We start from the raw sequence: 22766 nt of genomic DNA, 5'->3' as shown, positions 1-22766 counted from the left end.
TCGATCCCTTCGGGATGGCGGATTGGGGCTTCGCTCAAGCGCCGCGCGGGCTTGGCATCCGCTGTCCGGACGATCACGTCCGGACAGCGCATCATGGTGCGCGGGAATGCCGGAAGCGGCCGGCGGGAAATCGATTAACCACCGCCCGGCTTTCCACGATGCGGGCGCCTGAGCCTTGCCGCCGACGCTTGTTCTTTACGGCTGGCCGGTATGTCTGCGGGGCGTGGCGGTCTCGGGAGGAGTCACCGGGTGGACATCGATTTCGGCGGCAATCCGGTGGTCGGACAGGTGCACCAGGTCGGCGGCGCGCAGGCCGGGATCCGGCTCGCGCCCGCCGCGCACCACGCCCAGGCGACCACGGTCGGCAACCTGATCGGCCTGCGCACGCCCGAAGCCCTGGTGATCGGCGTGATGACCTCGGCCGGCGGGGCCGGGCCCGCGGCGCAGGGCGTCGCGGCGCAGGGCAGCACGGCACAGGGCATCACGGCGACCATCGACCTGCTCGGCGAGATCGGCCCGGGCGGGCGCGGCGCCCCGCGCTACCGCCGCGGCGTCACCGCCTATCCGGAGATCGGCGACCCGGTCGTGCTGCTGACCCCGCGGGATCTCGACGTCATCTTCAGCCTGCCGGGCGAGGAGGCGGTCAGCATCGGCGAGTTGCGGCAGAACAGGGGCATCCCGGCCAACGTCAAGGTCGACGACCTGCTCACCAAGCACTTCGCGGTCCTCGGCTCGACCGGAGTCGGCAAGTCGAGCGGCGTGTCGGTCCTGGTCGGCGCGATCATCGAGCGCAAGCCCGACCTGCGGATCCTGTTCATCGATCCGCACAACGAGTACGGATCCTGCTTCGGGCCGCACGCGGACGTGGTGCGGCCGAAGTCCCTCCGGCTGCCGTTCTGGCTGTTCAACTTCGAGGAATTCGTCGACGTCCTGTTCCGCGGGCGGCCGGGCGTCGAGGAGGAGGTCGGCATCCTGGCGGAGCTGATCCCCCTCGCCAAGGCGATGTACGCGGGCGGGCGGCATGGCGCGGACCGGTCGCTGCTGAAGCGGGCGGAGGCGCGCGGGGCGGGCTTCAGCGCCGACGCGCCGGTGCCCTACCGCCTCCCCGACCTGATCGCCCTGATCGAGGAGCGCCGCGGCAAGCTGGAGAACCGGGCGCTGGTGTTCAATTACACGCGGCTGCTCGGCCGCATCGAGGCGGTGCGGGCGGACCCGCGCTACGCCTTCATGTTCGAGAACGCGACCCTCGGCGGCGACCCGATGGTCGAGGTCATCAGCGACCTGTTCAAGTATCCGGGGAACGGCCGGACCGTGACGGTGCTGCAGCTGGCCGGCTTCCCGGCCGAGGTGGTCGATTCCCTCGTCTCCGTGGTCTGCCGGATGGCCTTCGAGATCGGGCTGTGGAGCGACGGCACCCTGCCGCTGCTGCTGGTCTGCGAGGAGGCGCACCGCTACGCGCCGGCCGACCGCAGCATGGGCTTCGGCCCGACCCGCAAGGCGCTGTCGCGGATCGCCAAGGAGGGGCGGAAATACGGGATCTACCTGGGGATCGTGACGCAGCGGGCGGCGGAGCTCGATTCGACCATCATCTCCCAGTGCAGCACCGTGTTCGCGATGCGGATGACCAACGACCGCGACCAGGCGATCCTGCGCGCCGCGGTCTCGGACGGCGCCTCCAGCCTCCTGGGCTTCGTCCCGTCGCTCGGCACCCGCGAGGCCCTCGCCTTCGGGGAGGGCACGCCGCTCCCGACCCGGATCCGCTTCTCCGAATTGCCGCCTCACCGGCTCCCGCGCAGCGAGGCGGCCGGTCCCGCCGCCTTCCGGGCCGCCGCGACGGATCGCGGCTACGTGGCCTCGATCGTCGAGCGCTGGCGCGGCCCCGGACCCGCTTTCGCCCTCGCGGATGACGGGCCCCTCGCGGCCTCGCCGATCACCTCCCCGCCCCAGGCCGCCCCGCAGGCGCCCACCCCCTACCCGCCGGTGCGGCTCGCGCAGGCGCAGCCGCGTTTCGGGCTGCGCTAGAGCGGCGCCCGATCACGGTGCGATCGGGCGCCGCCCTCGGTCGCGGATTTCGCCGCATCGTCCGCGACGCACCGGCATCCGCTTCGTCGGAGCAGGCTCCGGGCAGGATCGCGGCGCGCGATTCTGCTCGGCCTCTCGCTCTCGCGCCATTCTCGCCGCCGAAGCGGCCGGCGCTGCGGCGACCGATGCTCGGCGCCGCGGCGGCCGCGGCCCGCGCCGCGGCGGCCGGCCGGGGCGCGCCTGCCCCTTTAGGCCAGGGCGCGGACCGGGTCGGCGCTGTTGGCTTGCCGTCTGGTTTCTGGTTCACTGTCGACCACCGTGCAACGGAGGCGGCCGAGCACCATCACATCTGAGCCCGCGCGACCACGTCCGAGTCCGCGGCGCCCGGGCGCCCCCGGATCCGGCGCGCCCGCGCCCCTGCGGACGCGCGGCCCTCGGATCACCGACATTCCCGCTTCCGCCGCGCGGGCGTCGGCCGCCATGATCGCCGGCCGCGACCCCGCCACCCGGTTCCCGCTTCGCCTTCGCGACTGAAGACCAGCAAGTTCATCCCTGGGAGAGACGCATGCCGCGCAACATCCTGATCCTGGGCGCCTCCTACGGCTCCCTGCTCGCCACCAAGCTCCTGATGGCGGGCCACAACGTGACCCTGGTCTGCCGCCGGAACACCGCCGACCTGATCAACCGCGAGGGTACCGAGGTCCGCATCAAGCTGCGCGACGAGCCGAGCCACCGGGCGATCCGCTCGCGCGACCTGCCCGGGCGCCTGGACGCGCGGCTGCCCGAGGAGGTGGACGTGTCGGGCTACGACCTGGTCGGGCTCGCCATGCAGGAGCCGCAATACAACAACCACACGATCCGCGTCCTGATGATCAAGATCGCCGAGGCGAGGTTGCCCTGCCTCTCGATCATGAACATGCCGCCCCTGCCCTACCTCAAGCGGATCCCGGCGCTGGCGGACATGGACCTGGAACAGGCCTACACCAATGCCGGGGTGTGGGACCGGTTCGTGCCGGGCCTCGTGTCGCTCTGCTCGCCCGATCCGCAGGCCTACCGCCCGCCGGACGAGGGCGCGAACGTGCTCCACGTCGGGCTGCCGACCAATTTCAAGGCGGCGCCCTTCGAGGACGAGGCCCATACCGGGCTGCTCCGGGAGCTGGAGGCGGATATCGACGCCGTGCGGCTCGACGGCCAGGACGTCCCGGTGAAGCTCAAGGTGTTCGACTCGCTGTTCGTCCCGCTGGCGAAGTGGTCGATGCTGCTGACCGGCAATTACCGCTGCATCACGCCGACGGAGCCGCAATCGATCCGCGACGCCGTGCACGGCGACCTCGCCCGCTCGCGGATGATCTACGAGCACGTCGACGCCGTGGCCCGGCGGCTGGGCGCCGACCCGCAGGATCAGGTGCCGTTCGAGAAATACGCCAAGGCGGCGGAGAGCCTGCTCAACCCCTCCTCGGCCGCCCGGGCGGTGGCGAAGGGGGCGCCCTCCATCGAGCGGGTCGACCTCCTGGTCAAGCTGATCTCGCACCAGCTCGGCGCGCCGAACGAGGAGATCGACCGCACGGTCCAGACCGTCGACCGCAAGCTCGACGAGCGGGTCATCGTCGGCGGATCCGACGCCGGCTGAGTCCGGCAACCATCCGCCCCCCCTCATCCCTTGTTGGCGAAGGCCGATCGCAACGGCCGGCAAGGGAGACGCGCTCGTGGCCACCCGCACCCTCCGCAGCCGCGAACCCGCCACGGAATCCCCGGTCGGGGAGGCGCGCCGCGAGGGCGCGCTCGCCCGCCTCGGCATCCGCTTCACCAACTGGGCCGAGCGCTGGTTCCCGGACGCCTTCATCTTCGTGGCCATCGCGGTCGTGAGCGTGGCGCTCGGGGCGATGGCGCACGGCGCCCCGGCGGAGGCCGTCGCCAGGAGCTTCGGCGACGGCTTCTGGAGCCTGATCCCCTTCACCATGCAGAGGGCCCTCGTGACCATCGGCGGCTACGTCGTGGCCACCTCGCCCCCGGTGCAGGCCCTGATCGACCGCCTCGCCCGGCTGCCGCGGACCGGCCGCGGTGCGGTCGGCTTCGTGGCGGCCGCCACCATGCCGTCGTCCTGGCGGCGGATCTCGGCATCGACGTCTCGCCCGACGGCCAGGACCTCGCGCCCGCCCGCCAGCCGGGCGAGTGGCTGGAGCACTCGCCGATCCTCACCCTGCTCCTGGTGCTGCTGGCCGGCGGCCGGATCGTGCAGGAATTCGCCCGCCAATCCTGGATGGTGGCGATCTCGAACCTCGACACCTACAACCGGCTGCTCCTCACCCTGGGTCTGCTGCTGCACCGGCGGCCCAAGCGCTTCCTCGTCGCGGTGGCCCGCGCGGTTGCCGGCGACCGCCGGCATCCTGATCCAGGACCCGCTCTACGCGGCGATCAGCGCCATGCTGACCCTGCCCAAGAACCCCGCCGGGGCGAGCGCCTCGGACGCGATCACCCCCGCCTTCGTGAGCGTGAACACCACCGGCAGCTTTCCCCGCGCGATGGGCGTCGACTCGGCCGTGCTCGGCTTCTTCGTGCCCTCCGGCGGCAAGTGGCTGCTGGAGGCACCCAACGTGATGCAGGCCGCCAACGAGCTGAAGGTCCATCTGGGCGGGGCCGTGACGGTCTACAACGCGGCCGAGGCCTGCCGAATCTGATCAACCCGTTCTGGATGCTGCCCCTCGTCGGCATCCTGGGGCTCAAGGCGCGCGACATCGTCGGGTCCAGCTTCCTGCAGCTTCTGGTCCACCTGCCCGTCGTGCTGTTCCTGCTCTGGGCCTGGCCTTCACCCTGACCTATCATCCGCCCGTCATGCCCTGACCGGCCGCGACCTCGGCGCGGGGCGCCCGACCCCGCGTCATCGTGCCTCGACCGAACGGCTTAAGCCAGCCGGCGGGGTTGCGGCTTTTGCTGCGTTGCAGCAAATGTGGTGCGCCGCACAAAAGCGGTGCGATCCAAACGCCGAGAGACGCCCATGACCGTTCAGAACCCCTTCGAAGTCCCCGCCGAGCTGCGCGACTTCGCCGAGAAGAGCGTCGAGCAGGCCCACAAGGCCGTGACCGCGTTCTTCGGCAACGCCCGCAAGATCAACGAGACCATGCAGTCCTCGCTGAAGGCGTACCCGCTTCCGGCCGGCGCCGCCTACACCCGCGGCCTCGCCTTCGCCGAGCAGAACGCCAACGCGGCCTTCGACGTCGCCCACAAGATCATCCGCGCCCGCGACCTCCAGGAAGCCGGCCAGATCCAGGCGGAGTACATCCGCGCCCAGTTCGACGCGCTCCAGGCCCAGGCCAAGGAGATCTACTCGGTCGCCAAGGCCGCGTAACGCGATCCGCAAGGCGAGCCCACGCCTCTTCGGACGCGCGGGCCAGCCTCCGACGTGAAGGAGCGGCGCCATGGCGGCGAGACGCGGTAGGCGTTCACCATCGGCCCAGAGGGGGAGTGCGATGAACGAGGCAGTGATATCCGGCGACCAGACCACCGAGGCGGGCGAGCAGCAGGCCGCGTGGTCGCCCTCCGGCGATCAGCAGGCCGCCCTCGACACCTTCGCCGCCGACGGGTCCGCGGGCTATGACGGCCAGGAGGCGCCCCAGGTCCTCGCGCCGGAGGCGGCGCCCTTCGCGGACGCGGCCTCCTTCCAGGAGGTGCCCTTCCAGGAGGCGTCCTTCCAGGAGGCGGTGCCTTCCGAGCCGGTCGCGGTCCAGGCCGACCAGGCCGGGCCCGAGATTCAGGGCGAGGTCGCCGCGCCGGTCGCGAGCGAGCCCGTCCGCTCCGACGCGGCCGCCCCCGATTCCGGCGGCGATCCCGCTCCGGCCGCCTCCGATCTCCTCGGCAAGCTGGCCGCGCAGAACGGCCTCTGGCTCTCCTACGTCGAGGCCGAACTGAAGGCGAAGCTGACCTATGGCCGCGTCCTGGCGAAGGCGCGGACCCCGGTCGACGTCGTCCTGGCCAGCAACGCCGAGGCCATCCGCGCCCTGACGGCGGCGAGCAGGCTGTTCGGCGCCCTCGTGACCGGCGGCCTGCGAGCCGCCTGATCCGGGATCCGGTTGATCCCAAGCGGATCCCGGATCACGCGCCCGCGCGGCGCGTGAGCGAAGCCCCCATCCGCCATCCCGAAGGGATCAGGCGGATGTGGTGACAGACCCGCCGCCGCTCCGATCCCCCGATCCGCTCCGAGGACCTGCCGTGATCAAGTCCTGCCTCGACGCCGCCCTGCTCCTCGTGGAGGCCCAGAGCGTCGTCGAGCTGCGGCTGATGAGGCTGGTCCTGGGCGGCCTCGACGGCTGCCTCGAAGCGCAGCTGATGGTGAGCGAGAAGGTGAACGCGGCGCTCGAAGCCGCCGGCACGCTGATGGCGGGCGGCAGCTGCGGCGACGTCATCGTGCGATACCGCGAGCAGGTCGCCGACAACCGGCGCCGGCTCGCGGCGTGAGCCGCCCGCCTCAGGCGAGGCGGTCGGGCGCGGCCCGCGCATCCTCCGCACCGGGCTTCATCGTCTCGGCCTGGCTCCCGCCGTCCCGCTCGGCCCCGCTCCCGATCGGGGTGGTGCCGTCCATCCGCCGGTCGGTGCCGTCCCCGACCCGGGCCGTGTTGCTGACGAGGCCGTGCTCGAGATCCGCGCCCTGGACGGAGGTGAGCCGCTCCCGCTGCTCGTGGGCGCCGGCCGCCGTCGCCTGGGAGGGCACGGTCGCGGCGTGACCCCCCGCCGCCGGGCGGGCCTGCGCGGCCCGCTGCGCCCCGGACCCGAGGGCGGCCCAGGCGTGATCCGGCACGCGCGGGCCGAGGACGAACAGCGCCAGGAGCGGCAGCCCGCAGGCGATCACCAGGAAGAGGAGGAAACCGAATCCCATCGCGTGGGCCTCCCGAGCGGGCCGTTGAAGATGGCGGTTAACGAATCGTCGCCGCCGGTCGTTCCGCGCCGCCGTCGCGGCGCGCCGGACGGCCCGGCCAGGGGGACTCGCCCAGAGGGGGGGACTCGGCCAGAGGGGGACTCGGCCAGAGGGGGACTCGGCTCAGGCTCCCAGGATTTTCCAGGTGCCCTGCGCGACCGCGCAGACCCGGGCCTCCACGCTCAGGCTCCCGTGCATGAACATGATCGCGCGGGTGGCCCGCACGACGCGGCACTCGGCCACCAGGAACTCGCCCGCTCGGACGGGAGCGAGGAACTGCACGTCGAGATTGATCGTGGCCTGCTTGCGGCCGCCCTGGGCCTGCGCGGAGGCGCGGCCGAGGGCCATGTCGAGGAGCGTCGCCATCACGCCGCCGTGCACGACCCCGTTGCGGTTGCGGTGCTTCTCCGCGGTGAGCAGGCCGTAGAGGAGGCCCGTCCCGCCGGGCCGCTGCCAGATCGGCCCGATCAGGTCCATGAACTCGGACAGGTCGACTCGCTCCCAGCCGGCCGCGGCCGGATCGAACGGGGCTGCCACCGCGTCTCCTCCCTGAACGTCCCGGCCCCTTGTCTCATCGCCCGGACCGGCCCGCCAGGGCCCGGGGATGCGGGCGCGCCGATCACGACCGCGTGTGCGCCGGCGGCGGGCGGGCGACGCGCCGCGCGAGGGGGCCGGCAACGCGCCGCCGCCGCCCCGTCGCGCCCCCGGGCCGCCAAGCAAGCGCCGACCTCGGCGCCGGGAACCGGCCGCATCCGCGCGAAGAAGCGGCCGGCCGGGCAGGATGAGGGCAGCTCACGGCGCGCACAGGACTCGGCTGGATGGTTGGGCGCGGCCGCGCCGGCCGCCCGGAACCGCGCTCCACCGGCCGCACACGGTGACGGTCGCCCATTCACGGCCGGATCGGACCGGCGGGGGCGCCGCTCCGCCGGATCCACTCCCCCCGCTTCATTGCGGCGGCCCGTCGCAATCCTGGCGGAACTGGCCGAATCTCGCGCTCGTCTGCCGACCGCTCGCGCTCATTCGGCGCGCGGCGGGGCACTCTGCTTGCCAGAACTCCGCCTCTGCTCTCCTGTATCCCGTCTGTCTTTAAGGTACGCTCGCCCGTTGGTTGACCGGCAAGCTCGACAATAACACAGATTTCATTGCCGGCCATGCCTCCTTTCGACCTTGCGACGATGCCACGATTGGCCTTTTATGGCGCCGCCGGACTGTTCTGACGGGAAGGGGGACCGCCCAGATGGCAATAGATCAGGTTCAGGGTGCGCCGCCCTCCTCCGGGCCGCTCGAGCGCGACGCCCGCCTGGTGTCCAGCGACCACAAGGTCTCGCCGAACGAGATCGCGATCGGCGTCATCATCGGCCGGGCCGCCGAGTATTTCGATTTCTTCGTGTTCGCGATCGCCTCGGTGGTGGTCTTCCCCAAGGTCTTCTTCCCCTTCGCGGAGCCGCTGACGGCGACGCTCTACGCCTTCGCGATGTTCTCGCTGGCCTTCATCGCGCGACCGATCGGCTCGGTGATCTTCACCGCCATCGACCGGCGCCACGGCCGCGGCGTCAAGCTGACGGCCGCGCTGTTCCTGCTCGGCTTCTCCACGATGGCGATCTCGTTCCTGCCGAGCTACGAGCAAATCGGCCCCTGGTCCCTCTACCTCCTCGGGATCCTGCGGTTCGGGCAGGGCCTCGCCCTCGGCGGCGCCTGGGACGGGCTCGCCTCGCTCCTCGCCCTCAACGCCCCGATCGAGCGCCGCGGCTTCTACGCGGCGCTGCCCCAGCTCGGCGCGCCGATCGGCTTCATCGTGGCGAGCGTGCTGTTCGCCTTCTTCCTGCTCAACCTCTCGGAGGGCGACTTCATCGACTGGGGCTGGCGCTACCCGTTCTTCTGCGCCTTCGCCATCAACGTGGTGGCGCTGTTCTCGCGGCTGCGGCTGGTGGCGACCGAGGAATTCGCGAACCTGTTGGAGCGGCGCAGGCTCGAACCCTCGCCGATCCTCCCGCTGATCCGCAGCCACGCGCGCGAATTGCTCATCGGCGCGCTGATCCCGCTCGCGAGCTTCGCGCTGTTCCACCTCGTCACGGTCTTTCCGATCAGCTGGATCACGCTGTTCACCCAGCGCTCGGCGGGCGAGTTCCTGATGGTGCAGTGCTCGGGCGCCTTCATCTGCGCCGGCGCGGTGCTGGCCTCGGGCCTGATCGCCGACCAGATCGGCCGGCGCAGGCTCCTGATCCTCTCGGCCGGCCTGATCGCGATCTTCGCCATCGGCAGCACCATCGCGCCCCTGCTCGTCGAGGAGAACGCGATCGGCCAGACCATCTACGTGAATGCCGGCTTCGCCCTGCTCGGCCTGTCCTACGGGCAATCCTCCGGCGCCGTGACCGCGCGGCTGGAGCAGCGCTACCGCTACACGGGCGCGGCGCTCACCAACGACCTCGCCTGGCTGCTCGGGGCCGGCTTCGCGCCGCTGATCGTCCTGTTCCTGTCGGCGCGCTACGGGCTCGCCTGCGTCGGCCTCTACCTCCTGTCGGGGGCGGTCACCACCCTGCTGGTGCTCACCCTCTCCCGGTCGGAGATCCGGCAGGTCTGAGCCGCGGATGCCGACAGCCCCCACCCATCCGGTGCCGGTTCGCCGCCTCGGGCGGCGACGGAGAATGGAGTGACCGCCCTCGCCATGCCGTCCGTCCCCGCTCCCGCCGCCCCCTCCCCCGCCGCCCGCGCGGCCCCGCCCGCCGGGCTGGGCGCGGCCCTGCGCGCGGGGCTGCGCGCGGGCGCGCTCCTCGCCGTCGCGGGATCGCTCGCGGGCTGCAACCTCGTCGTCATGAATCCGTCCGGCGACGTGGCGATCCAGCAGCGCAACCTCATCCTGGCCTCCACCGCGCTGATGCTGCTCGTCATCGTGCCGGTGATCGCGCTCACCTTCGTGTTCGCGTGGCGCTACCGCGCCTCGAACCACGACGCGCCCTACGATCCGGACTGGCACCACTCGACCCAGCTCGAAGTGGTGATCTGGACCGTGCCGCTCCTGATCATCATCGCGCTCGGCGCCATGACCTGGGTGAGCACGCACACCCTGGATCCCTACCGCCCGCTGGCCCGGATCGGGCCCAACAAGCCCGTCCCGCCCGGCATCGACCACCTCAACGTCCAGGTCGTCGCCCTCGACTGGAAGTGGCTGTTCCTCTACCCGGACCTCGGCATCGCCACGGTCAACGAGATGGCGGCGCCCGCGAACGTGCCGATCGCCTTCAAGATCACCTCCTCGTCGGTCTGGAACACCTTCTACGTCCCGGCGCTGGCCGGGATGATCTACGCCATGCCGGGCATGCAGACGAACCTGCACGCGGTGATGAACCACGAGGGCGACTTCCGCGGCCAGTCGGCGCATTACAGCGGGTCCGGGTTCTCGCGGATGAACTTCGACTTCCGCAGCCTGAGCCAGCAGGGCTTCGACGCCTGGGTGGCGAAGGTGAAGGCGTCCGGGACGGCGCTCGACCGCGCCGCCTACCTGGCGCTGGAGAAGCCGAGCGAGGCGGATCCGGTCCGCTATTACGGCCGCGTCGAGAGCGGCCTCTACGACGCGATCCTGGGGCTCTGCGTCGAGCCCGGCCGGATGTGCGTCGCCGAGATGCACCACATCGACAAGGCGGGCGGCGCCGGCCGCGACAGCGAGGCGAACCGCGACAGGCTCGACTACGACAACCGCCGGCTCGAGAGCGGCCACGAGCCGCCCGGGGCCACGGCGCCCGCCTCCGGGCGCCCGCCGCTCGGCTCCGTCCAGCCCGAGGGCATGAAGCCCCGCGACCAGGAGCTCAGCCGCGGCGGCATCAACCCACCCCGGGGCGAGCCCGGACCGGGCGGCGGCGTCGCCCCGCCCGGCAGCGGGGAGCCGGCACCGGCCCAGCTGAACGACCGGCCCGCCCAACCCCACCAGCACTGATTCCGACGAGCGTCCGCATGGTCTCGAACCTCGATCTCCAGCAACTGATCTTCGGGCGCCTGACGCTCGACGCGATCCCGTACCACGAGCCGATCCTGGTCGGGACCTTCCTGGCGGTGGCGGCCGGCGGCGTGCTGCTGCTCGGCGCCATCACCTGGCTCGGCCAGTGGGGCTACCTCTGGCGGGAATGGTTCACCAGCGTCGATCACAAGAAGATCGGCATCATGTACGTCGTGCTCGCCATCATCATGCTGCTGCGCGGCTTCGCGGACGCGCTGATGATGGTCACCCAGAAGGCGCTCTCGGTCGGCGCCTCCGAGGGCTACCTGCCGCCGCACCATTACGACCAGGTCTTCACCGCCCACGGCATGATCATGATCTTCTTCATGGCGATGCCGTTCGTCACCGGCATCATGAACTACGTGATGCCGCTGCAGATCGGGGCGCGCGACGTCGCCTTCCCGTTCCTCAACAATTTCAGCTTCTGGATGACGGCCGGCGGCGCCGCGCTCACGATGCTGTCCCTGTTCGTCGGCGAGTTCGCCCGCACCGGGTGGCTCGCCTACCCGCCGCTCTCCGGCGCCGCCTACTCGCCCGGGGTCGGGGTCGACTACTACATCTGGGGCCTGCAGGTCGCGGGCGTCGGCACCACCCTGTCGGGGATCAACCTCATCGTCACGATCGTGAAGATGCGGGCGCCCGGCATGAGCATGATGAAGATGCCGGTCTTCTGCTGGACGACGCTCGCCAGCAACGCCATCATCGTCACGATCTTCCCGGTCCTGACCGCGACCCTGGCCCTGCTCGCCCTCGATCGTTACGTGGGAACGCACTTCTTCACGAACGATTTCGGCGGCAACTCGATGCTCTACATGAACCTGATCTGGATCTGGGGGCATCCGGAGGTGTACGTGCTGGTCCTGCCGGCCTTCGGGATCTTCTCGGAGGTGGTCTCGACCTTCTGCGGCAAGCGGCTGTTCGGCTACACCTCGATGGTCTACGCCACGATGGTGATCGCGCTGGTGTCCTGGCTGGTCTGGCTGCACCACTTCTTCACCATGGGGTCGGGCGCCAACGTCAATGCCTTCTTCGGCATCACCACCATGATCATCTCGATCCCGACCGGCGCGAAGGTGTTCAACTGGCTGTTCACCATGTATCGCGGGCGGATCCGGTTCGAGACGCCGATGATCTGGGTGATCGGCTTCATCCCGACCTTCGTGCTCGGCGGGCTGACCGGCGTGCTCCTGGCGGTGCCGCCGGCGGACTTCGTGCTGCACAACAGCCTGTTCCTGGTCGCCCACTTCCACAACGTGATCATCGGGGGCGTGGTGTTCGGGCTGCTCGCCGGGGTGAACTACTGGCATCCCAAGGCCTTCGGCTACAAGCTCGATCCGTTCTGGGGCAAGGTCTCGTTCTGGTGCTGGCTCATCGGCTTCTGGACGGTCTTCGCGCCGATCTACGCGCTCGGCCTGATGGGCGTGACGCGCCGCACCCAGCACTTCGAGGACCCGGCCGTGCAGCCCTACCTGACCGTGGCGGCGGTCGGGGTCTTCATCATCCTGGCCGGGATCCTGGCCTTCGTGGTCCAGATCGTGGTCAGCTATCTCCGGCGCGAGCAGCTGCGCGACCTCACCGGCGATCCCTGGGGCGGGCGGACGCTCGAATGGTCGACCACCTCGCCGCCGCCGCCCTACAACTTCGCCTTCACGCCCATCATCCACGACCACGACGCCTGGTGGGACATGAAGCGGCGCGGCCACGACCGGCCCATGCAGGGCTTCCGGCCCATCCACATGCCCAGGAACACGGCGGCCGGCGTGGTCCTGGCCGGCCTGAGCACGGTGCTGGGCTTCGCGCTGATCTGGTACATCTGGTGGCTGGCGGCCTTGTCCTTCGTGGCGCTGATCGCCACCGCGATCCGGCACACGTTCGACCACGACCGGGACTTCTACATCCCGGCCGAGGACGTCGTCCGGCTCGAGAGCAGCCGGCCGGCGCAGCTGGCCGAGGGGGCGTGACCATGCACGAGACCACCGCTCCGCCCGGCGCCACCGCGCCGGTCTTCTACGAGACCGAGGAGCACGCCCACGGCGACGGCGGCACGCTGCTCGGCTTCTGGGTCTACCTGATGGGGGATTGCCTCATCTTCGCGGTCCTGTTCGCCACCTTCGGCGTGCTGGGCCGCAACTACGCGGCGGGCCCGTCCGGGGCCGACCTGTTCGACCTGCGGCTCGTCGCGCTGAACACCAGCCTGCTGCTGCTGTCCTCCATCACCTACGGCTTCGCCATGCTGGAGATGGACAAGGACCGGCTCGACATGACCCGGCGCTGGCTGATCATCACCGGCCTGTTCGGGGCGGGCTTCCTGATGATCGAACTCTACGAGTTCGGCCACCTGATCCACGAGGGCGCCACGCCCCAGCGCAGCGCCTTCCTGTCCGCCTTCTTCACGCTGGTCGGGACGCACGGGCTGCACGTGACCTTCGGCATCGTCTGGCTCCTCACCCTGCTGGCGCAGCTGCGGCGCTACGGGCTGGTCGCCGAGACCCGGCGCGGGCTCCTCTGCCTGTCGATGTTCTGGCACTTCCTCGACGTGGTCTGGATCGGCGTCTTCACCTTCGTGTACCTGATGGGAGCCATGCGATGAGCGCGGTGGCGCAGGCGGACCTTCCGCGCAAGGCCCACGACGCGGGGGCCGGGGACGGCGCGCACGGGAGCGCCCACCATCCCGGGGGGGCGCATGGCAGCTTCCGCGGCTACGTGACCGGCTTCGTGCTGTCGGTGATCCTCACCGCCATCCCGTTCTGGCTGGTGATGGCCAACACCCTCGACGACACGCTGGTCACCAGCATCGTGATCATGGCGCTCGCGGCGGTGCAGATCGTGGTCCACATGATCTACTTCCTGCACATGAACACGAAGTCGGAGGGCGGCTGGACCTTCATGGCGCTGGTCTTCACGCTCACGCTGGTCGTGATCACGCTGGCCGGGTCGATATGGGTGATGTACCACATGGACCAGAACATGATGCCGATGTCGCCGCACGAGGCGCTGCAGCGGCCCTGACCGGCCGGCGCCCGACGGGGCGGCGGATCGCCGCCCTGCTCGCCTTCGACGCGGCGGCGCTCCTCGTCGTGGCCGGGCTCGTCGCCCTCGCGGCCTGGCAGGTCCATCGCCGCGCCTGGAAGCTCGACCTGATCGCCCGCGTGGAGGCACGGGTCCACGCGCCCCCGGTCCCGGCGCCCGGTCCGGCGCGCTGGGCGCAGGTCACGGCCGCCTCGGACGAGTACCGCCGCGTCGCCGCGACGGGCCGGTGGCTGCCGGACCGCGCGACGCTGGTCCAGGCCGTGACGGAGCTCGGCGGCGGCGCCTGGGTCCTCGCGCCGCTCGCGCGCGACGACGGGACGGTGATCCTCGTCAACCGCGGCTTCGTCCCGGCGGACCGGCGCGACCCGGCCGGCTGGCGGCCCCTCGCGCCCGGCCCCGTCACGGTCGAGGGGCTGCTGCGCCTCTCCGAGCCGCACGGCGCCTTCCTCCAGGCGAACGACCCGGCCGCCGGGCGCTGGGTGTCCCGGGACGTCGCCGCCATCGCGGCGGCGCGCGGCCTGTCGCGGGTCGCCCCCTACTTCGTCGACGCGGCGCGCGCGCCGGGCGAGACCGGGCTGCCGGTCGGCGGGCTGACGGTGATCGCCTTCCCCAACAACCACCTGGTCTACGCGATCACCTGGGGCACCCTCGCGCTGATGGCCGCGGCCGGGGCGCTCACCGTGACCCTCGACATCCTGCGGCCCGGCCTGCTCCCGCGGCGGCTCGGCCTGCGGGAGAGCTGATCCGGGATCCGGTCGATCAACGCGGATCCCGGATCGCGAGCCCGCGCGGCGCCTGAGCGACGCCCACATCCGCCATCCCGAAGGGATCGAGCGGATGTGGGATCAGTCGCCCGAGCGGACCCGGGTGCGGCGGTTCCGCTTGGGGCCGGCACCCCGGCCACGTCGCTGCGCCGGACCGGCGACGCCCTCGGCGACGGGGCTCAGTAGCCCGCGCCGCCCGCCCCGCCGCGCCCGCCGACGCCGCCGCCGATGCCCGCACCCCCAGCCCCGCCGGCTCCGCCGCCCGGTCCGGCCCCGGCCGCCCCGCCGCGGCCGCCGATCCCGCCCGAGCGGCTCGGCCCGTCGGCGCCCGCCCGCCGGCTCGCGGACCCGTCGCGCCGGGAGCCGCTCCCGTCGGGCGGGGCGAGGTCGTCCCGGCACTCGGTCGGCATTCCCTCGCCCGGGGGCAGGCCCTCCTCGGGCGGCGGGAGCAGGTCCCGGCAGGATCCCGCCGGCGACTCCGCCAAGTCCGAGGGCGCGACCGCGCCGCTCTGGCCGCCGCGGCCGCCGGGCAGGCCCGGGAAGCCGGCACCGTTGCCGCCCCGCCCCGGCTGGCCGGGCTCGGCCGCGGTGCCGAACAGCACGGCGCATTCCTCGGGCCGGTGCGGCGAGCGCGCCTCGGTCGGCTGCCCGGTGAGCAGCGCCGCGCAGTAGCGCCGCAGGGCGAGACGCTCGGGCTCGCCCGCGTCCCGGCCCGGCGCGCCGATCCGGCCCGGCGCGCCGCCGCGGCCGCCCGGCAGTCCGGGGAGGCCGGCACCGTCGCTCGATCCGGCCGGCGTCGCGGCGGGCTCGCGCGGCGGCGAGGAGACCGGCGCGGCCTGGGCCAGCGCGGCCGCCCCGAGGAGGCCGGCGAGCCCGACGGCTCCGAGCGTCGCGGTCAGGGCAGAGATCATCCTCATCGGTGTGCCTCCCATGCGATGACGAGGCCCGTGATCGGGCCCGCGAGGCGGTCATCGCGTCCGCTCGCGGACCCGGATTCGCTCGGCCGCGGCGGCGTCCGACGCCGCCGCGGCCTGTACCGAGGATATCGGCAGGGCTCAGTAGGAGTTGCCGCCCTGGCCGCCGGCCCCGCCGACGCCGCCGTAGCTGCCGTTGCCGCCGGCCCCGCCGCTGCCGCCCCGGTTGCCGTAGCCCGCGGCCGAGCCGCCGCCGCCGCCCGAGCCGCCGACGCCGCCATGGCTGCCCATGCCGCCGCGCCCGCCATTGCCGCCCTGGCCCCCGTAGGCGCCCGAGCCGCCGCCGCCGCCGCCGCCGCCGGCCCCGCCGTAGTAGCCGCCGCCGCCGGCCCCGCCACCGCCGCCGCGCCCGCCGTAGGAGCCCGAGCCGCCCCAGCCGCCGCCGCCGCCGGCCCCGCCATAGGCCCCGGTGCCGCCGCGCCCGCCATTGCCGCCGCGCCCGCCGTGGATGCCGTCGCCGCCGCCGCCGCCCATGCCGCCGTAGCCGCCGTAATAGGCGCCGCCGCCGGCCCCGCCGCTGCCGCCCTGCCCGAAGGCGAAGGCCTGGTGCGAGAGCGCGAACATGCCGACCGCCGACATGATGGTGATCATCGTCTTCTTCATGGTGCTCTCCTGTCGTGTCGCGTGTGATGGGTTGTCCGATCGAGGGGGTGCGCTCCGAAATCCCGGATTTCGGCCGCGTTTCAGCATTCGGGACGAGCGCTCTCGCCCCGTCGTTCAATCCAGACGCTGACCTGTTCTTGCCGCCGGCGCCCCACTGCGATGGGGTTAGTTCCGAGATGGCTGCATGATCTGCTTTGTTGTGTTAACCATGCTCTATTCTGACTGAATGAAGACTGAACGCTGTTTATTTATTCAGTTCAGAGATCGCGTCTGCTTGTCGGTACTGTGTCCGAGCAGGATCCGGAAGTGCCCGGCGGGGCCGGGCACCGTGACCGGCGCGCTTTGCGCCGGCCGAATCCTTCTGCGTGCTGGTCGTCGTGAGCGGTCCACCCGAAGGTTGCCCCCTGTTCGACCCGGTCCGGGTTCGCCTGCGGGAGACCGTCGGCACCGACAGCTGTAGGACCTTCGCGCGGCCCCGTGTGTGCCGGCCCGCACGCGGCACCGGGGCCGGGCGCGCGCCCTCAGGGCTGCAGGCTGAACGAGAGACGGGTGCGCAGCACGACGGCGTCGTTGTCCCGCCCGGCCGCGACGGCGCGGCCCGCGCCGGGGAGCGCGGCGCCGCTCGCCCGGAAACCGTAGTAGAGCCCCTCGACCCCCGCCGTCAGACGGTCGGTGAGGCGCGCCTGCAGGCCGGCCCCCGCGACGAAGCCGACCTGGGTGTCCGCCGCGCGCAGGGCGAGGGCCTGCCCCCCCGCGCCGCCGGCGCCCCCGGGCCCGGCGACGAGCGGGCCGCCATTGCCGCCCGGGCCGCCATTGCCGGCGAAGACCAGCCGAACCCCCTCGTCCCGCGCCAGCCCGAGGCCGGCCGTGCCGTAGAGCAGGAGGTCGCGGTCCAGCACCCAGCCGAGGCGCCCGCGCAGGCTGCCGAGGACGCGGTGGTTGGCGTCGGTGCCGGCATCGATGTCGGCCTCGGCGCCGTAGACGAGGCGGGCGCTCTGCGCGTTCGCGCCGAGATGCAGCCCGCCGAGCGCCGAGGCGCCCCGCTGCAGGGCCGCGAAGGCCACGGCGCCGCCGCCCCCGCCGCCGCCGTCGATGCCGCGGGTACCGGCCCCGCCGGCCTCGCCGTTCGCCAGGGCCGCCGCGGCGAGGCGGGTTCCCGAGGGGCTGTAGAGGGCGCCGAACTGCGCCCCGAGATAGAGGCCGGCCCAGGAAGGCGCGGCGCCCCAAGAGGGCGCGGCGCCCCAAGCGGGCGCGGCGCCGAAGGCGGGCGCGGCGCCCGGCCCCTCCGCCGGGTCCTCGGCCCCGAAATGGTAGGTCAGGCGCCCGCGCAGGGTGAGCGCCTCGCGCGGGATCCCGGGGCTGCCCTTGTCGAACAGGAAGTAGAGGGCCTCGACCCCCGCCCCGACCCGCGGGGTGAGCCTGACCTCCAGCCCGGCGCCGCCGGCGAAGCCGAGGCGCGTCGCGCCCGGCTGGGAGATTGTGAGCGTCCCGAAGCCGTTGCCGCCCGCGCCGCCCGCGCCCCCCGGCCCGGCATTGCCGCCGTTGCCGCCGTTGCCGCCGACGAAGACGCCGAGCCGTCCCCCCGGCGCGGAGAGGATCCCGAGGCCGGCCGTGCCGTAGACGAGCGCGCGCCCCGTCGCGACGCCGACGCGCCCCCGGAGGCTGGCCAGCACGTCGTCGAGCGGCCCGGCGGCGCTGAGGTCGCCCTCCACCCCGCCGACGAGGTCGCCCCGCTGCCAGTTGTAGCCGGCATGGACGCCCTCGAAGATCGTGCGCCCCTCGACGGTCCCGGCGACGATCCCGGTCCGCCCGCCGCGCCCCCCGAACACGGTCGGGGTGAGGCCGCCGCCGTCGCCGCTGACGAAGGTGCGCCGGCCCTGGCCGGTCGCGAACCCGCCCGTCTGCGCGCCGAGATAGAAGCCGGACCAGTCGAGGGCGATGGCGGGAGCGGGCGGCACCGGGCGGGGCGCGAGGTCGGCGGCGCGGGCCGCCTGCCCGCAGGCGAGCGCTGCGCCGGCCAGTGCGGCCACCCGAATACAAGTCGTCATCGCCCGTCGCGCCCCACCGAGAACTCCCGGGACAGTGTCTCCGACCCCGTCCCGGCAGGGAACAGGCGTCGGGATTTGCCGGCATCTTTGTCCGCGGCTGCGTCCCGGGAGCCACGATCCCGGGGGCGGGAGATCGGCGGTGCCCGAAAAGCGCATGCGCGAAGGAACATCTCGACGCAGCGTCAGCTTCTCCCCGGCGCACGCGCGCACGACCGGAGACGCGAACGATGTTCATGAGGCTCGATCGCCTGCAGGCCGAACTGCCCCAGCCCAAGAGGCCCGATCCGAACGCCGCCGCCGCCCTGCAGGAGCTGCTCGGCGGCAAGTACGGCGAGATGTCGACGCTCGGAAACTACATGTTTCAGAGCTTCAATTTCCGCAACAAATCGAAGCTGAGGCCGTTCTACAGCCTGGTGTCGAGCATTTTCACCGAAGAACTCGGCCATGTCGAGCTGGTCTCGACCGGCGTCGCCCTGCTCAACAACGGCCCCGGTGACCAGACCGAGCAGGTCGATATCAGCAAGGCCCCGTTCGAGGACATGAAGGACGCGCGTCTGGCCGGCTCATTCCTGTCGAATGCGGGCGGCGCCATGCCGATGAACGCCAACGCCGCGTCCTGGAACATGGACATGGTGACGACGACCGGGAACCTGATCATCGACCTCCTGCACAACTTCCATCTCGAATGCGGCGCGCGGCTCCACAAGCTGCGGGTCTACGAGACGCTGTCCGACCCGACGGGCCGCGAGGTCTGCGGCTACCTGCTGGTGCGCGGCTCCGTCCACGCCCACGCCTACGCGCTCGCCCTGAAGAAGCTGACCGGGGTCGAGATCGAGAAGATGCTGCCGACGCCCAACATCGATCTCGGCCGCGTCCCCGAGTGCCAGAAATACCTGCAGGAGGGCTCCCACCGGCGCCTCTACACGTTCGGCTCGCCGGATTACCCGGAGATGGCGGGGGTGTGGTCGAACGACGAGGTGGCACTGCCGGGCGACCCGCCCGGGCCGCTGGAGATCGTCGACGGACCGCCGCAGGGCGGCAAGATCCCGGAGCTCGACGGCAATTACGGGGCCTTCGCGCCGGATTACGCGCCGCAGGAGATTTTCGAGATCGCCAGCAAGCTCTACCAGAAGAGCCGGTGATCCGCCGCGGCGGGCCCCTCGTCCCGCCGCGCCCGTCAGGTCCAGTAGAGGAGCCGCGCCTGCGGCAGCCGCGCGGCGAGGAGCGCGCCGATCTCGGCGCGCAATTCGGCCATCTGCGGCTTTGGGAGGACGTACTTCACCGACCCGAACTTGGTCAGCTTGCGGCTGCGCTCCTCCTCGCGCATCGGCAGGTCGGAGCCCGGATACCAGCCCTCCAGCACGGTCTTGGAGCCCGGGGTGAAGCGGTGGGTGATGCATTCCGCCGTGAGGTCGAGGTCCGGCACCCCGGCCAGCGCCGCGCCGATATCGGCGAGGAGCGCGCCGTAGGCGTCGCGCCAGCCGGGCAGCGGCAGGATCGGCGCGAGGGTCAGGCCGACCGGGTAGCCGGCCAGGGCCGCCTCCCGCATCGCGGCGAGGCGGGCCGGCAACGGATCGGTGCCGCCCTCGTAGCGCGCCGCCGGCGCGGCGTTGAGGGAGAAGCGGATGCGGGTGCGCCGCGCATGCGCGAGGCCGAGCAATGGCGCGACCGCGGCGAACTTGGTGGTGAAGCGCAGCTGCACCGGGGCGTCCCAGGCGCCGAAATGCCGGATCGTCGCGGAGAGCGAGCCGGTCAGGTGCTCGATCGCGAGCGGGTCGGTGTAGCAGGAGGCCTCGAAGGTCGTGCCCTCGGCGGCCCGCGCCTCGCTCGCGGAGGTGACGCCGCCGGCCCCCGCGTAGCGCGGCAGGACGGCCAGGATCTCGTCGAGATTGGCGTAGGCGCGCGTCACCGGGGGGCCCTGGAGCGAGCCCGCGAGGTAGCAGTACTGGCAATGGGCCGGGCAGCCCTCGGCGAGGTCGAGGCGCCAATCGGCGCTGGGCGGGATCGGCTGCAGGGCCAGCCTGGAGGGCGGCGCGGCGACGACCGCCAGGGTGTTCTTGGCCTCCCGGTAGGCCCGCCGCGGATCCTCCGCGCCGAGGCCGGTGAGGCGGTTGCCGCGCAGGCGCTCGACCGGCAGGCCGAGCGCCTCGAGCCGCGCGACCATCTGGCGGCCGTGGGCGTGATCGAGGGCGGCGGGCGTGACGAGCACCCTCTGCGGGCGCCAGAGCCGGGCGCGGGGCGGAAGCCGGATGGTCATGCGGGCGAACGCCGGCCGGGCGGGCCGGGATCCCGGCGTCCCGGTCGCGGCGCCCGGCGATCGACCGGGATGCGCCGCCCCACCAAAGCGTCGTTCCGCCTGTCGGTGCCGAAGGGGTCAGCGGTTCGGCGGCGAACCGAAGCACCGCGTCGGCGAAACCTGATGCGACACCAGGAGACCGAGCAGAATGGCCCCGTGCAAGTCTGCTAAGGTGCCGCCCCGCCCCCGTCGCCCCGAGGGACCGTGCTCGAACTCGCCGTCGCGCTCCTGCTCATCCTCCTCAACGGCGTCTTCTCCCTCTCGGAACTCGCCGTGGTGTCGGCCCGCAAGGCGCGGCTGCAGGTCATGGCCGAGCAGCGCCGGGCGGGGGCGCGGGCGGCGCTCGCCCTGGCGGAGGAGCCGGGGCGCTTCCTCTCCACGGTGCAGATCGGCATCACCCTGATCGGCGTGCTCGCCGGCGCCTTCTCGGGCGCGGCGCTCGGCCAGCATCTCGCCGAGTTCCTGCAGGAGGCCGGCCTGTCGCCGGGCCTGGCCCAGCCCGCCGGCTACGGGGTGGTGATCGGCCTGATCACCTACCTCTCCGTGGTGGTGGGCGAACTCGTGCCGAAGAGCCTCGCCCTGCGCCATCCCGAGCGGATCGCCTGCCTCGTCGCCGGCCCGATGGCCGCGGTGTCGCGCGCCGCCGGCCCGGTGGTCTGGCTGCTCGACGCCTCGACCCGGCTGATCTTCGGGCTGTTCGGCGCGGCGGCGGAGCCGCCCGAGGCGGTGACCGAGGAGGAGGTCCGCGCCGTCGTGGCCGAGGCCGAGACGGCCGGCGTGATCGAGACCGACGCGCACCGGATGATCGCGGGCGTGCTGCGCCTCGCCGACCGCACCGTGCGCGGCGTGATGACCCCGCGCACCGAGGTGACGCGCCTCGACCTCACCGACAGCGAGGCGGCGATCCGCGACACCCTCCTGCGCACGTCCCATGCCCGCCTCCCGGTCGGGGAGGGCCGCCAGGACGAGATCCTGGGCATCGTCCAGGTGCGCGACCTGCTGCCGGACCTCCTCCAGGGTCGGCCCCTCGACCTGCGGGCGCATATCCGGGCGGCGCCGGTCGTGCCCGACCGGCTCGGCGCCCTCGACGCCCTCGCGGCCCTGCGCCGAGCCGAGGTGCCCATCGCCCTCGTGCACGACGAGTACGGCCATTTCGACGGGGTGGTCACCCCGGCCGACATCCTGGACGCCATCGCGGGCGCCTTCCGGGCCGACACGGACGATCCCGACCCGGAGGCGGTGCGGCGGGAGGACGGGTCCTGGCTGCTGGCCGGGAGCATGCCGGTGGACGAGATGGCCGAGCAGCTGCGCGTCCCCCTGCCCGAGCGGCGCGACTACGAGACGGTGGCGGGCCTCGTCATCGCGCACCTGCAGCGGCTGCCCCGCGCCGGCGAGGCCATCGACGTGGCCGGCTGGCGCTTCGAGGTGGTCGACATGGACGGGCGGCGCGTCGACAAGGTCCTGGCCACCGCCAAGGCCGCGGCCAAGCCGGAGCCGGACCTGGCCTGACCGCCCCCGCACGGGCCGAACCGGAGGGCCCGCATCCACCGCCCGCACGCGGAGCACGGCGAGATCCTGACGGCGATCCCGGAGGGCGGCGCCGCCGCGGCCCGGCGGATGCGCGCATGCGCGACGCCGCGAGCGCGCGCGGCCGCCACGGGGCCGGGCACACGACCGGGCGAGCCGATGTCCGGACGATCGGTTCGGAGCGTCCCCGGCGCTCAGGCCGCCCTGGCCGGGCGCGCGGAATCCGCCACGTCCTGCGAGAGCGTCCCCGCCTCGCGCTGATACTCCGACACGGCGCGGGTGACGAAGGCGAGCTGGAGCTTGAGCGCCTCGACCGGCGACTTGCACCGGCCGATCGCCGCGACGTGCTCCGACTGCGCCTGCAGCCGCCGGGCGGCGAAGCTCAGGATCTCCGCGCTCAGCCGGAACGGCAGGTCGACGCCGAACGACGTCCAGAGGGCGGCGTCCGGGATCAGGCCGGACCAGGGATCGCCGGCCCCGAACGCGCGTGAGGTCTCGCCCCTGTTGGTCTCGCTCGCCATGGTGTCCTCCCGTCTTCGCAGGTGAGTGGTGACACGGCGGACGGGCCGGGCCTTGACCCAGATCAACCCGACCGTGCGCTT

At 72.7% G+C, this 22766-nt stretch carries 20 protein-coding genes and 1 pseudogene; 14 read left to right on the top strand and 7 right to left on the bottom strand.

Annotated features, from left to right (window positions below; translation table 11 throughout):
* The first annotated feature begins 249 nt into the window (after positions 1-249).
* The 6 genes and pseudogenes from M446_RS27725 (at position 250) to M446_RS27700 (ending at position 6474) form a co-directional block, all read left to right on the top strand.
* Positions 250-2022, top strand: a complete 1773-nt coding sequence (locus M446_RS27725; protein ID WP_012335410.1) for an ATP-binding protein — start codon at positions 250-252, stop codon at positions 2020-2022.
* Between the two features lie 565 nt (positions 2023-2587).
* Positions 2588-3652, top strand: a complete 1065-nt coding sequence (locus M446_RS27720) for a ketopantoate reductase family protein (protein ID WP_012335409.1) — start codon at positions 2588-2590, stop codon at positions 3650-3652.
* 76 nt (positions 3653-3728) lie between these two features.
* Positions 3729-4863 (top strand): annotated as a pseudogene (locus tag M446_RS27715) (TIGR00366 family protein).
* 154 nt (positions 4864-5017) lie between these two features.
* Positions 5018-5368, top strand: coding sequence for a phasin (locus tag M446_RS27710; protein WP_012335408.1), 351 nt, complete (start codon positions 5018-5020; stop codon positions 5366-5368).
* A 121-nt stretch (positions 5369-5489) separates the two neighbouring features.
* Positions 5490-6077 carry a hypothetical protein gene (locus M446_RS27705; RefSeq protein ID WP_012335407.1) on the top strand — a complete coding sequence of 196 codons (588 nt, stop codon included), beginning with the start codon at positions 5490-5492 and terminating at the stop codon, positions 6075-6077.
* 151 nt (positions 6078-6228) lie between these two features.
* A complete protein-coding gene (locus tag M446_RS27700) occupies positions 6229-6474 on the top strand; it encodes a hypothetical protein (RefSeq protein WP_012335406.1) in 246 nt (81 codons plus the stop codon).
* A 10-nt stretch (positions 6475-6484) separates the two neighbouring features.
* Here M446_RS27700 and M446_RS27695 read toward each other — a convergent pair whose 3' ends face one another.
* Together M446_RS27695 and M446_RS27690 are read right to left on the bottom strand one after the other, a co-directional pair.
* Complete coding sequence (locus M446_RS27695; protein WP_012335405.1) at positions 6485-6892, bottom strand: hypothetical protein; 408 nt, start codon at positions 6890-6892, stop codon at positions 6485-6487.
* A 162-nt stretch (positions 6893-7054) separates the two neighbouring features.
* Positions 7055-7468, bottom strand: coding sequence for a PaaI family thioesterase (locus M446_RS27690; protein ID WP_012335404.1), 414 nt, complete (start codon positions 7466-7468; stop codon positions 7055-7057).
* A gap of 700 nt (positions 7469-8168) precedes the next feature.
* On the opposite strand from M446_RS27690, the gene M446_RS27685 reads away from it, so the two are divergent.
* From M446_RS27685 to M446_RS27660, 6 genes are all read left to right on the top strand, one after another.
* On the top strand, positions 8169-9512 hold the full coding sequence (locus tag M446_RS27685) for an MFS transporter (RefSeq protein ID WP_012335403.1): 1344 nt from the start codon (positions 8169-8171) through the stop codon (positions 9510-9512).
* A gap of 69 nt (positions 9513-9581) precedes the next feature.
* A complete protein-coding gene (gene cyoA, locus M446_RS27680; RefSeq protein ID WP_012335402.1) occupies positions 9582-10862 on the top strand; it encodes a ubiquinol oxidase subunit II in 1281 nt (426 codons plus the stop codon).
* Between the two features lie 17 nt (positions 10863-10879).
* Positions 10880-12883: a cytochrome o ubiquinol oxidase subunit I gene (gene cyoB, locus M446_RS27675; RefSeq protein ID WP_012335401.1), complete on the top strand. Its 2004-nt coding sequence runs from the start codon at positions 10880-10882 to the stop codon at positions 12881-12883.
* Between the two features lie 2 nt (positions 12884-12885).
* On the top strand, positions 12886-13512 hold the full coding sequence (gene cyoC / locus M446_RS27670; RefSeq protein WP_012335400.1) for a cytochrome o ubiquinol oxidase subunit III: 627 nt from the start codon (positions 12886-12888) through the stop codon (positions 13510-13512).
* The gene (gene cyoD / locus M446_RS27665) at positions 13509-13931 is read left to right on the top strand and encodes a cytochrome o ubiquinol oxidase subunit IV (protein ID WP_012335399.1); all 423 of its coding nucleotides are present in this window, start codon (positions 13509-13511) and stop codon (positions 13929-13931) included. The genes cyoC and cyoD overlap by 4 nt, the downstream gene beginning before the upstream one ends.
* Positions 13862-14695 carry an SURF1 family protein gene (locus M446_RS27660; RefSeq protein ID WP_265576448.1) on the top strand — a complete coding sequence of 278 codons (834 nt, stop codon included), beginning with the start codon at positions 13862-13864 and terminating at the stop codon, positions 14693-14695. Before cyoD ends, M446_RS27660 begins: the two co-directional genes overlap by 70 nt.
* 200 nt (positions 14696-14895) lie before the next feature.
* Here M446_RS27660 and M446_RS27655 read toward each other — a convergent pair whose 3' ends face one another.
* From M446_RS27655 to M446_RS27645, 3 genes are all read right to left on the bottom strand, one after another.
* On the bottom strand, positions 14896-15633 hold the full coding sequence (locus M446_RS27655; RefSeq protein ID WP_012335397.1) for a hypothetical protein: 738 nt from the start codon (positions 15631-15633) through the stop codon (positions 14896-14898).
* A 138-nt stretch (positions 15634-15771) separates the two neighbouring features.
* Positions 15772-16293, bottom strand: a complete 522-nt coding sequence (locus tag M446_RS38360; RefSeq protein WP_012335396.1) for a hypothetical protein — start codon at positions 16291-16293, stop codon at positions 15772-15774.
* Positions 16294-16814: 521 nt separating this feature from the next.
* A complete protein-coding gene (locus M446_RS27645) occupies positions 16815-18341 on the bottom strand; it encodes an outer membrane protein (RefSeq protein WP_265576447.1) in 1527 nt (508 codons plus the stop codon).
* Between the two features lie 227 nt (positions 18342-18568).
* On the opposite strand from M446_RS27645, the gene M446_RS27640 reads away from it, so the two are divergent.
* Positions 18569-19483, top strand: a complete 915-nt coding sequence (locus M446_RS27640; RefSeq protein WP_012335394.1) for a manganese catalase family protein — start codon at positions 18569-18571, stop codon at positions 19481-19483.
* A 35-nt stretch (positions 19484-19518) separates the two neighbouring features.
* Here the strand turns inward: M446_RS27640 and M446_RS27635 are convergent, their stop codons facing one another.
* Positions 19519-20598: an SPL family radical SAM protein gene (locus tag M446_RS27635; protein ID WP_012335393.1), complete on the bottom strand. Its 1080-nt coding sequence runs from the start codon at positions 20596-20598 to the stop codon at positions 19519-19521.
* Between the two features lie 243 nt (positions 20599-20841).
* On the opposite strand from M446_RS27635, the gene M446_RS27630 reads away from it, so the two are divergent.
* Positions 20842-22146 carry a hemolysin family protein gene (locus tag M446_RS27630; protein WP_012335392.1) on the top strand — a complete coding sequence of 435 codons (1305 nt, stop codon included), beginning with the start codon at positions 20842-20844 and terminating at the stop codon, positions 22144-22146.
* Between the two features lie 212 nt (positions 22147-22358).
* On the opposite strand, the gene M446_RS27625 is transcribed toward M446_RS27630, so the two are convergent.
* Positions 22359-22685, bottom strand: coding sequence for a phasin family protein (locus M446_RS27625; RefSeq protein ID WP_012335391.1), 327 nt, complete (start codon positions 22683-22685; stop codon positions 22359-22361).
* Positions 22686-22766: the final 81 nt, after the last annotated feature.

Origin of the sequence: Methylobacterium sp. 4-46 (assembly GCF_000019365.1) — a bacterium.
Classification (GTDB): domain Bacteria; phylum Pseudomonadota; class Alphaproteobacteria; order Rhizobiales; family Beijerinckiaceae; genus Methylobacterium.
The sequence above is the reverse complement of the archived record's forward strand: the minus strand, read 5'-3'. Positions and strand labels throughout refer to the sequence as shown.

Excerpts from the sequence above, each read along its gene's own strand:
- M446_RS27720 (WP_012335409.1), top strand. The coding sequence starts at position 2,588 with ATGCCGCGCAACATCCTGATCCTGGGCGCCTCCTACGGCTCCCTGCTC.
- M446_RS27710 (WP_012335408.1), top strand. The coding sequence starts at position 5,018 with ATGACCGTTCAGAACCCCTTCGAAGTCCCCGCCGAGCTGCGCGACTTC.
- M446_RS27705 (WP_012335407.1), top strand. The coding sequence starts at position 5,490 with ATGAACGAGGCAGTGATATCCGGCGACCAGACCACCGAGGCGGGCGAG.
- M446_RS27695 (WP_012335405.1), bottom strand. The coding sequence starts at position 6,892 with ATGGGATTCGGTTTCCTCCTCTTCCTGGTGATCGCCTGCGGGCTGCCG.
- M446_RS27685 (WP_012335403.1), top strand. The coding sequence starts at position 8,169 with ATGGCAATAGATCAGGTTCAGGGTGCGCCGCCCTCCTCCGGGCCGCTC.
- cyoB (WP_012335401.1), top strand. The coding sequence starts at position 10,880 with ATGGTCTCGAACCTCGATCTCCAGCAACTGATCTTCGGGCGCCTGACG.
- cyoC (WP_012335400.1), top strand. The coding sequence starts at position 12,886 with ATGCACGAGACCACCGCTCCGCCCGGCGCCACCGCGCCGGTCTTCTAC.
- cyoD (WP_012335399.1), top strand. The coding sequence starts at position 13,509 with ATGAGCGCGGTGGCGCAGGCGGACCTTCCGCGCAAGGCCCACGACGCG.
- M446_RS27660 (WP_265576448.1), top strand. The coding sequence starts at position 13,862 with ATGGGTGATGTACCACATGGACCAGAACATGATGCCGATGTCGCCGCA.
- M446_RS27655 (WP_012335397.1), bottom strand. The coding sequence starts at position 15,633 with ATGAGGATGATCTCTGCCCTGACCGCGACGCTCGGAGCCGTCGGGCTC.
- M446_RS38360 (WP_012335396.1), bottom strand. The coding sequence starts at position 16,293 with ATGAAGAAGACGATGATCACCATCATGTCGGCGGTCGGCATGTTCGCG.
- M446_RS27645 (WP_265576447.1), bottom strand. The coding sequence starts at position 18,341 with ATGACGACTTGTATTCGGGTGGCCGCACTGGCCGGCGCAGCGCTCGCC.
- M446_RS27640 (WP_012335394.1), top strand. The coding sequence starts at position 18,569 with ATGTTCATGAGGCTCGATCGCCTGCAGGCCGAACTGCCCCAGCCCAAG.
- M446_RS27635 (WP_012335393.1), bottom strand. The coding sequence starts at position 20,598 with ATGACCATCCGGCTTCCGCCCCGCGCCCGGCTCTGGCGCCCGCAGAGG.
- M446_RS27625 (WP_012335391.1), bottom strand. The coding sequence starts at position 22,685 with ATGGCGAGCGAGACCAACAGGGGCGAGACCTCACGCGCGTTCGGGGCC.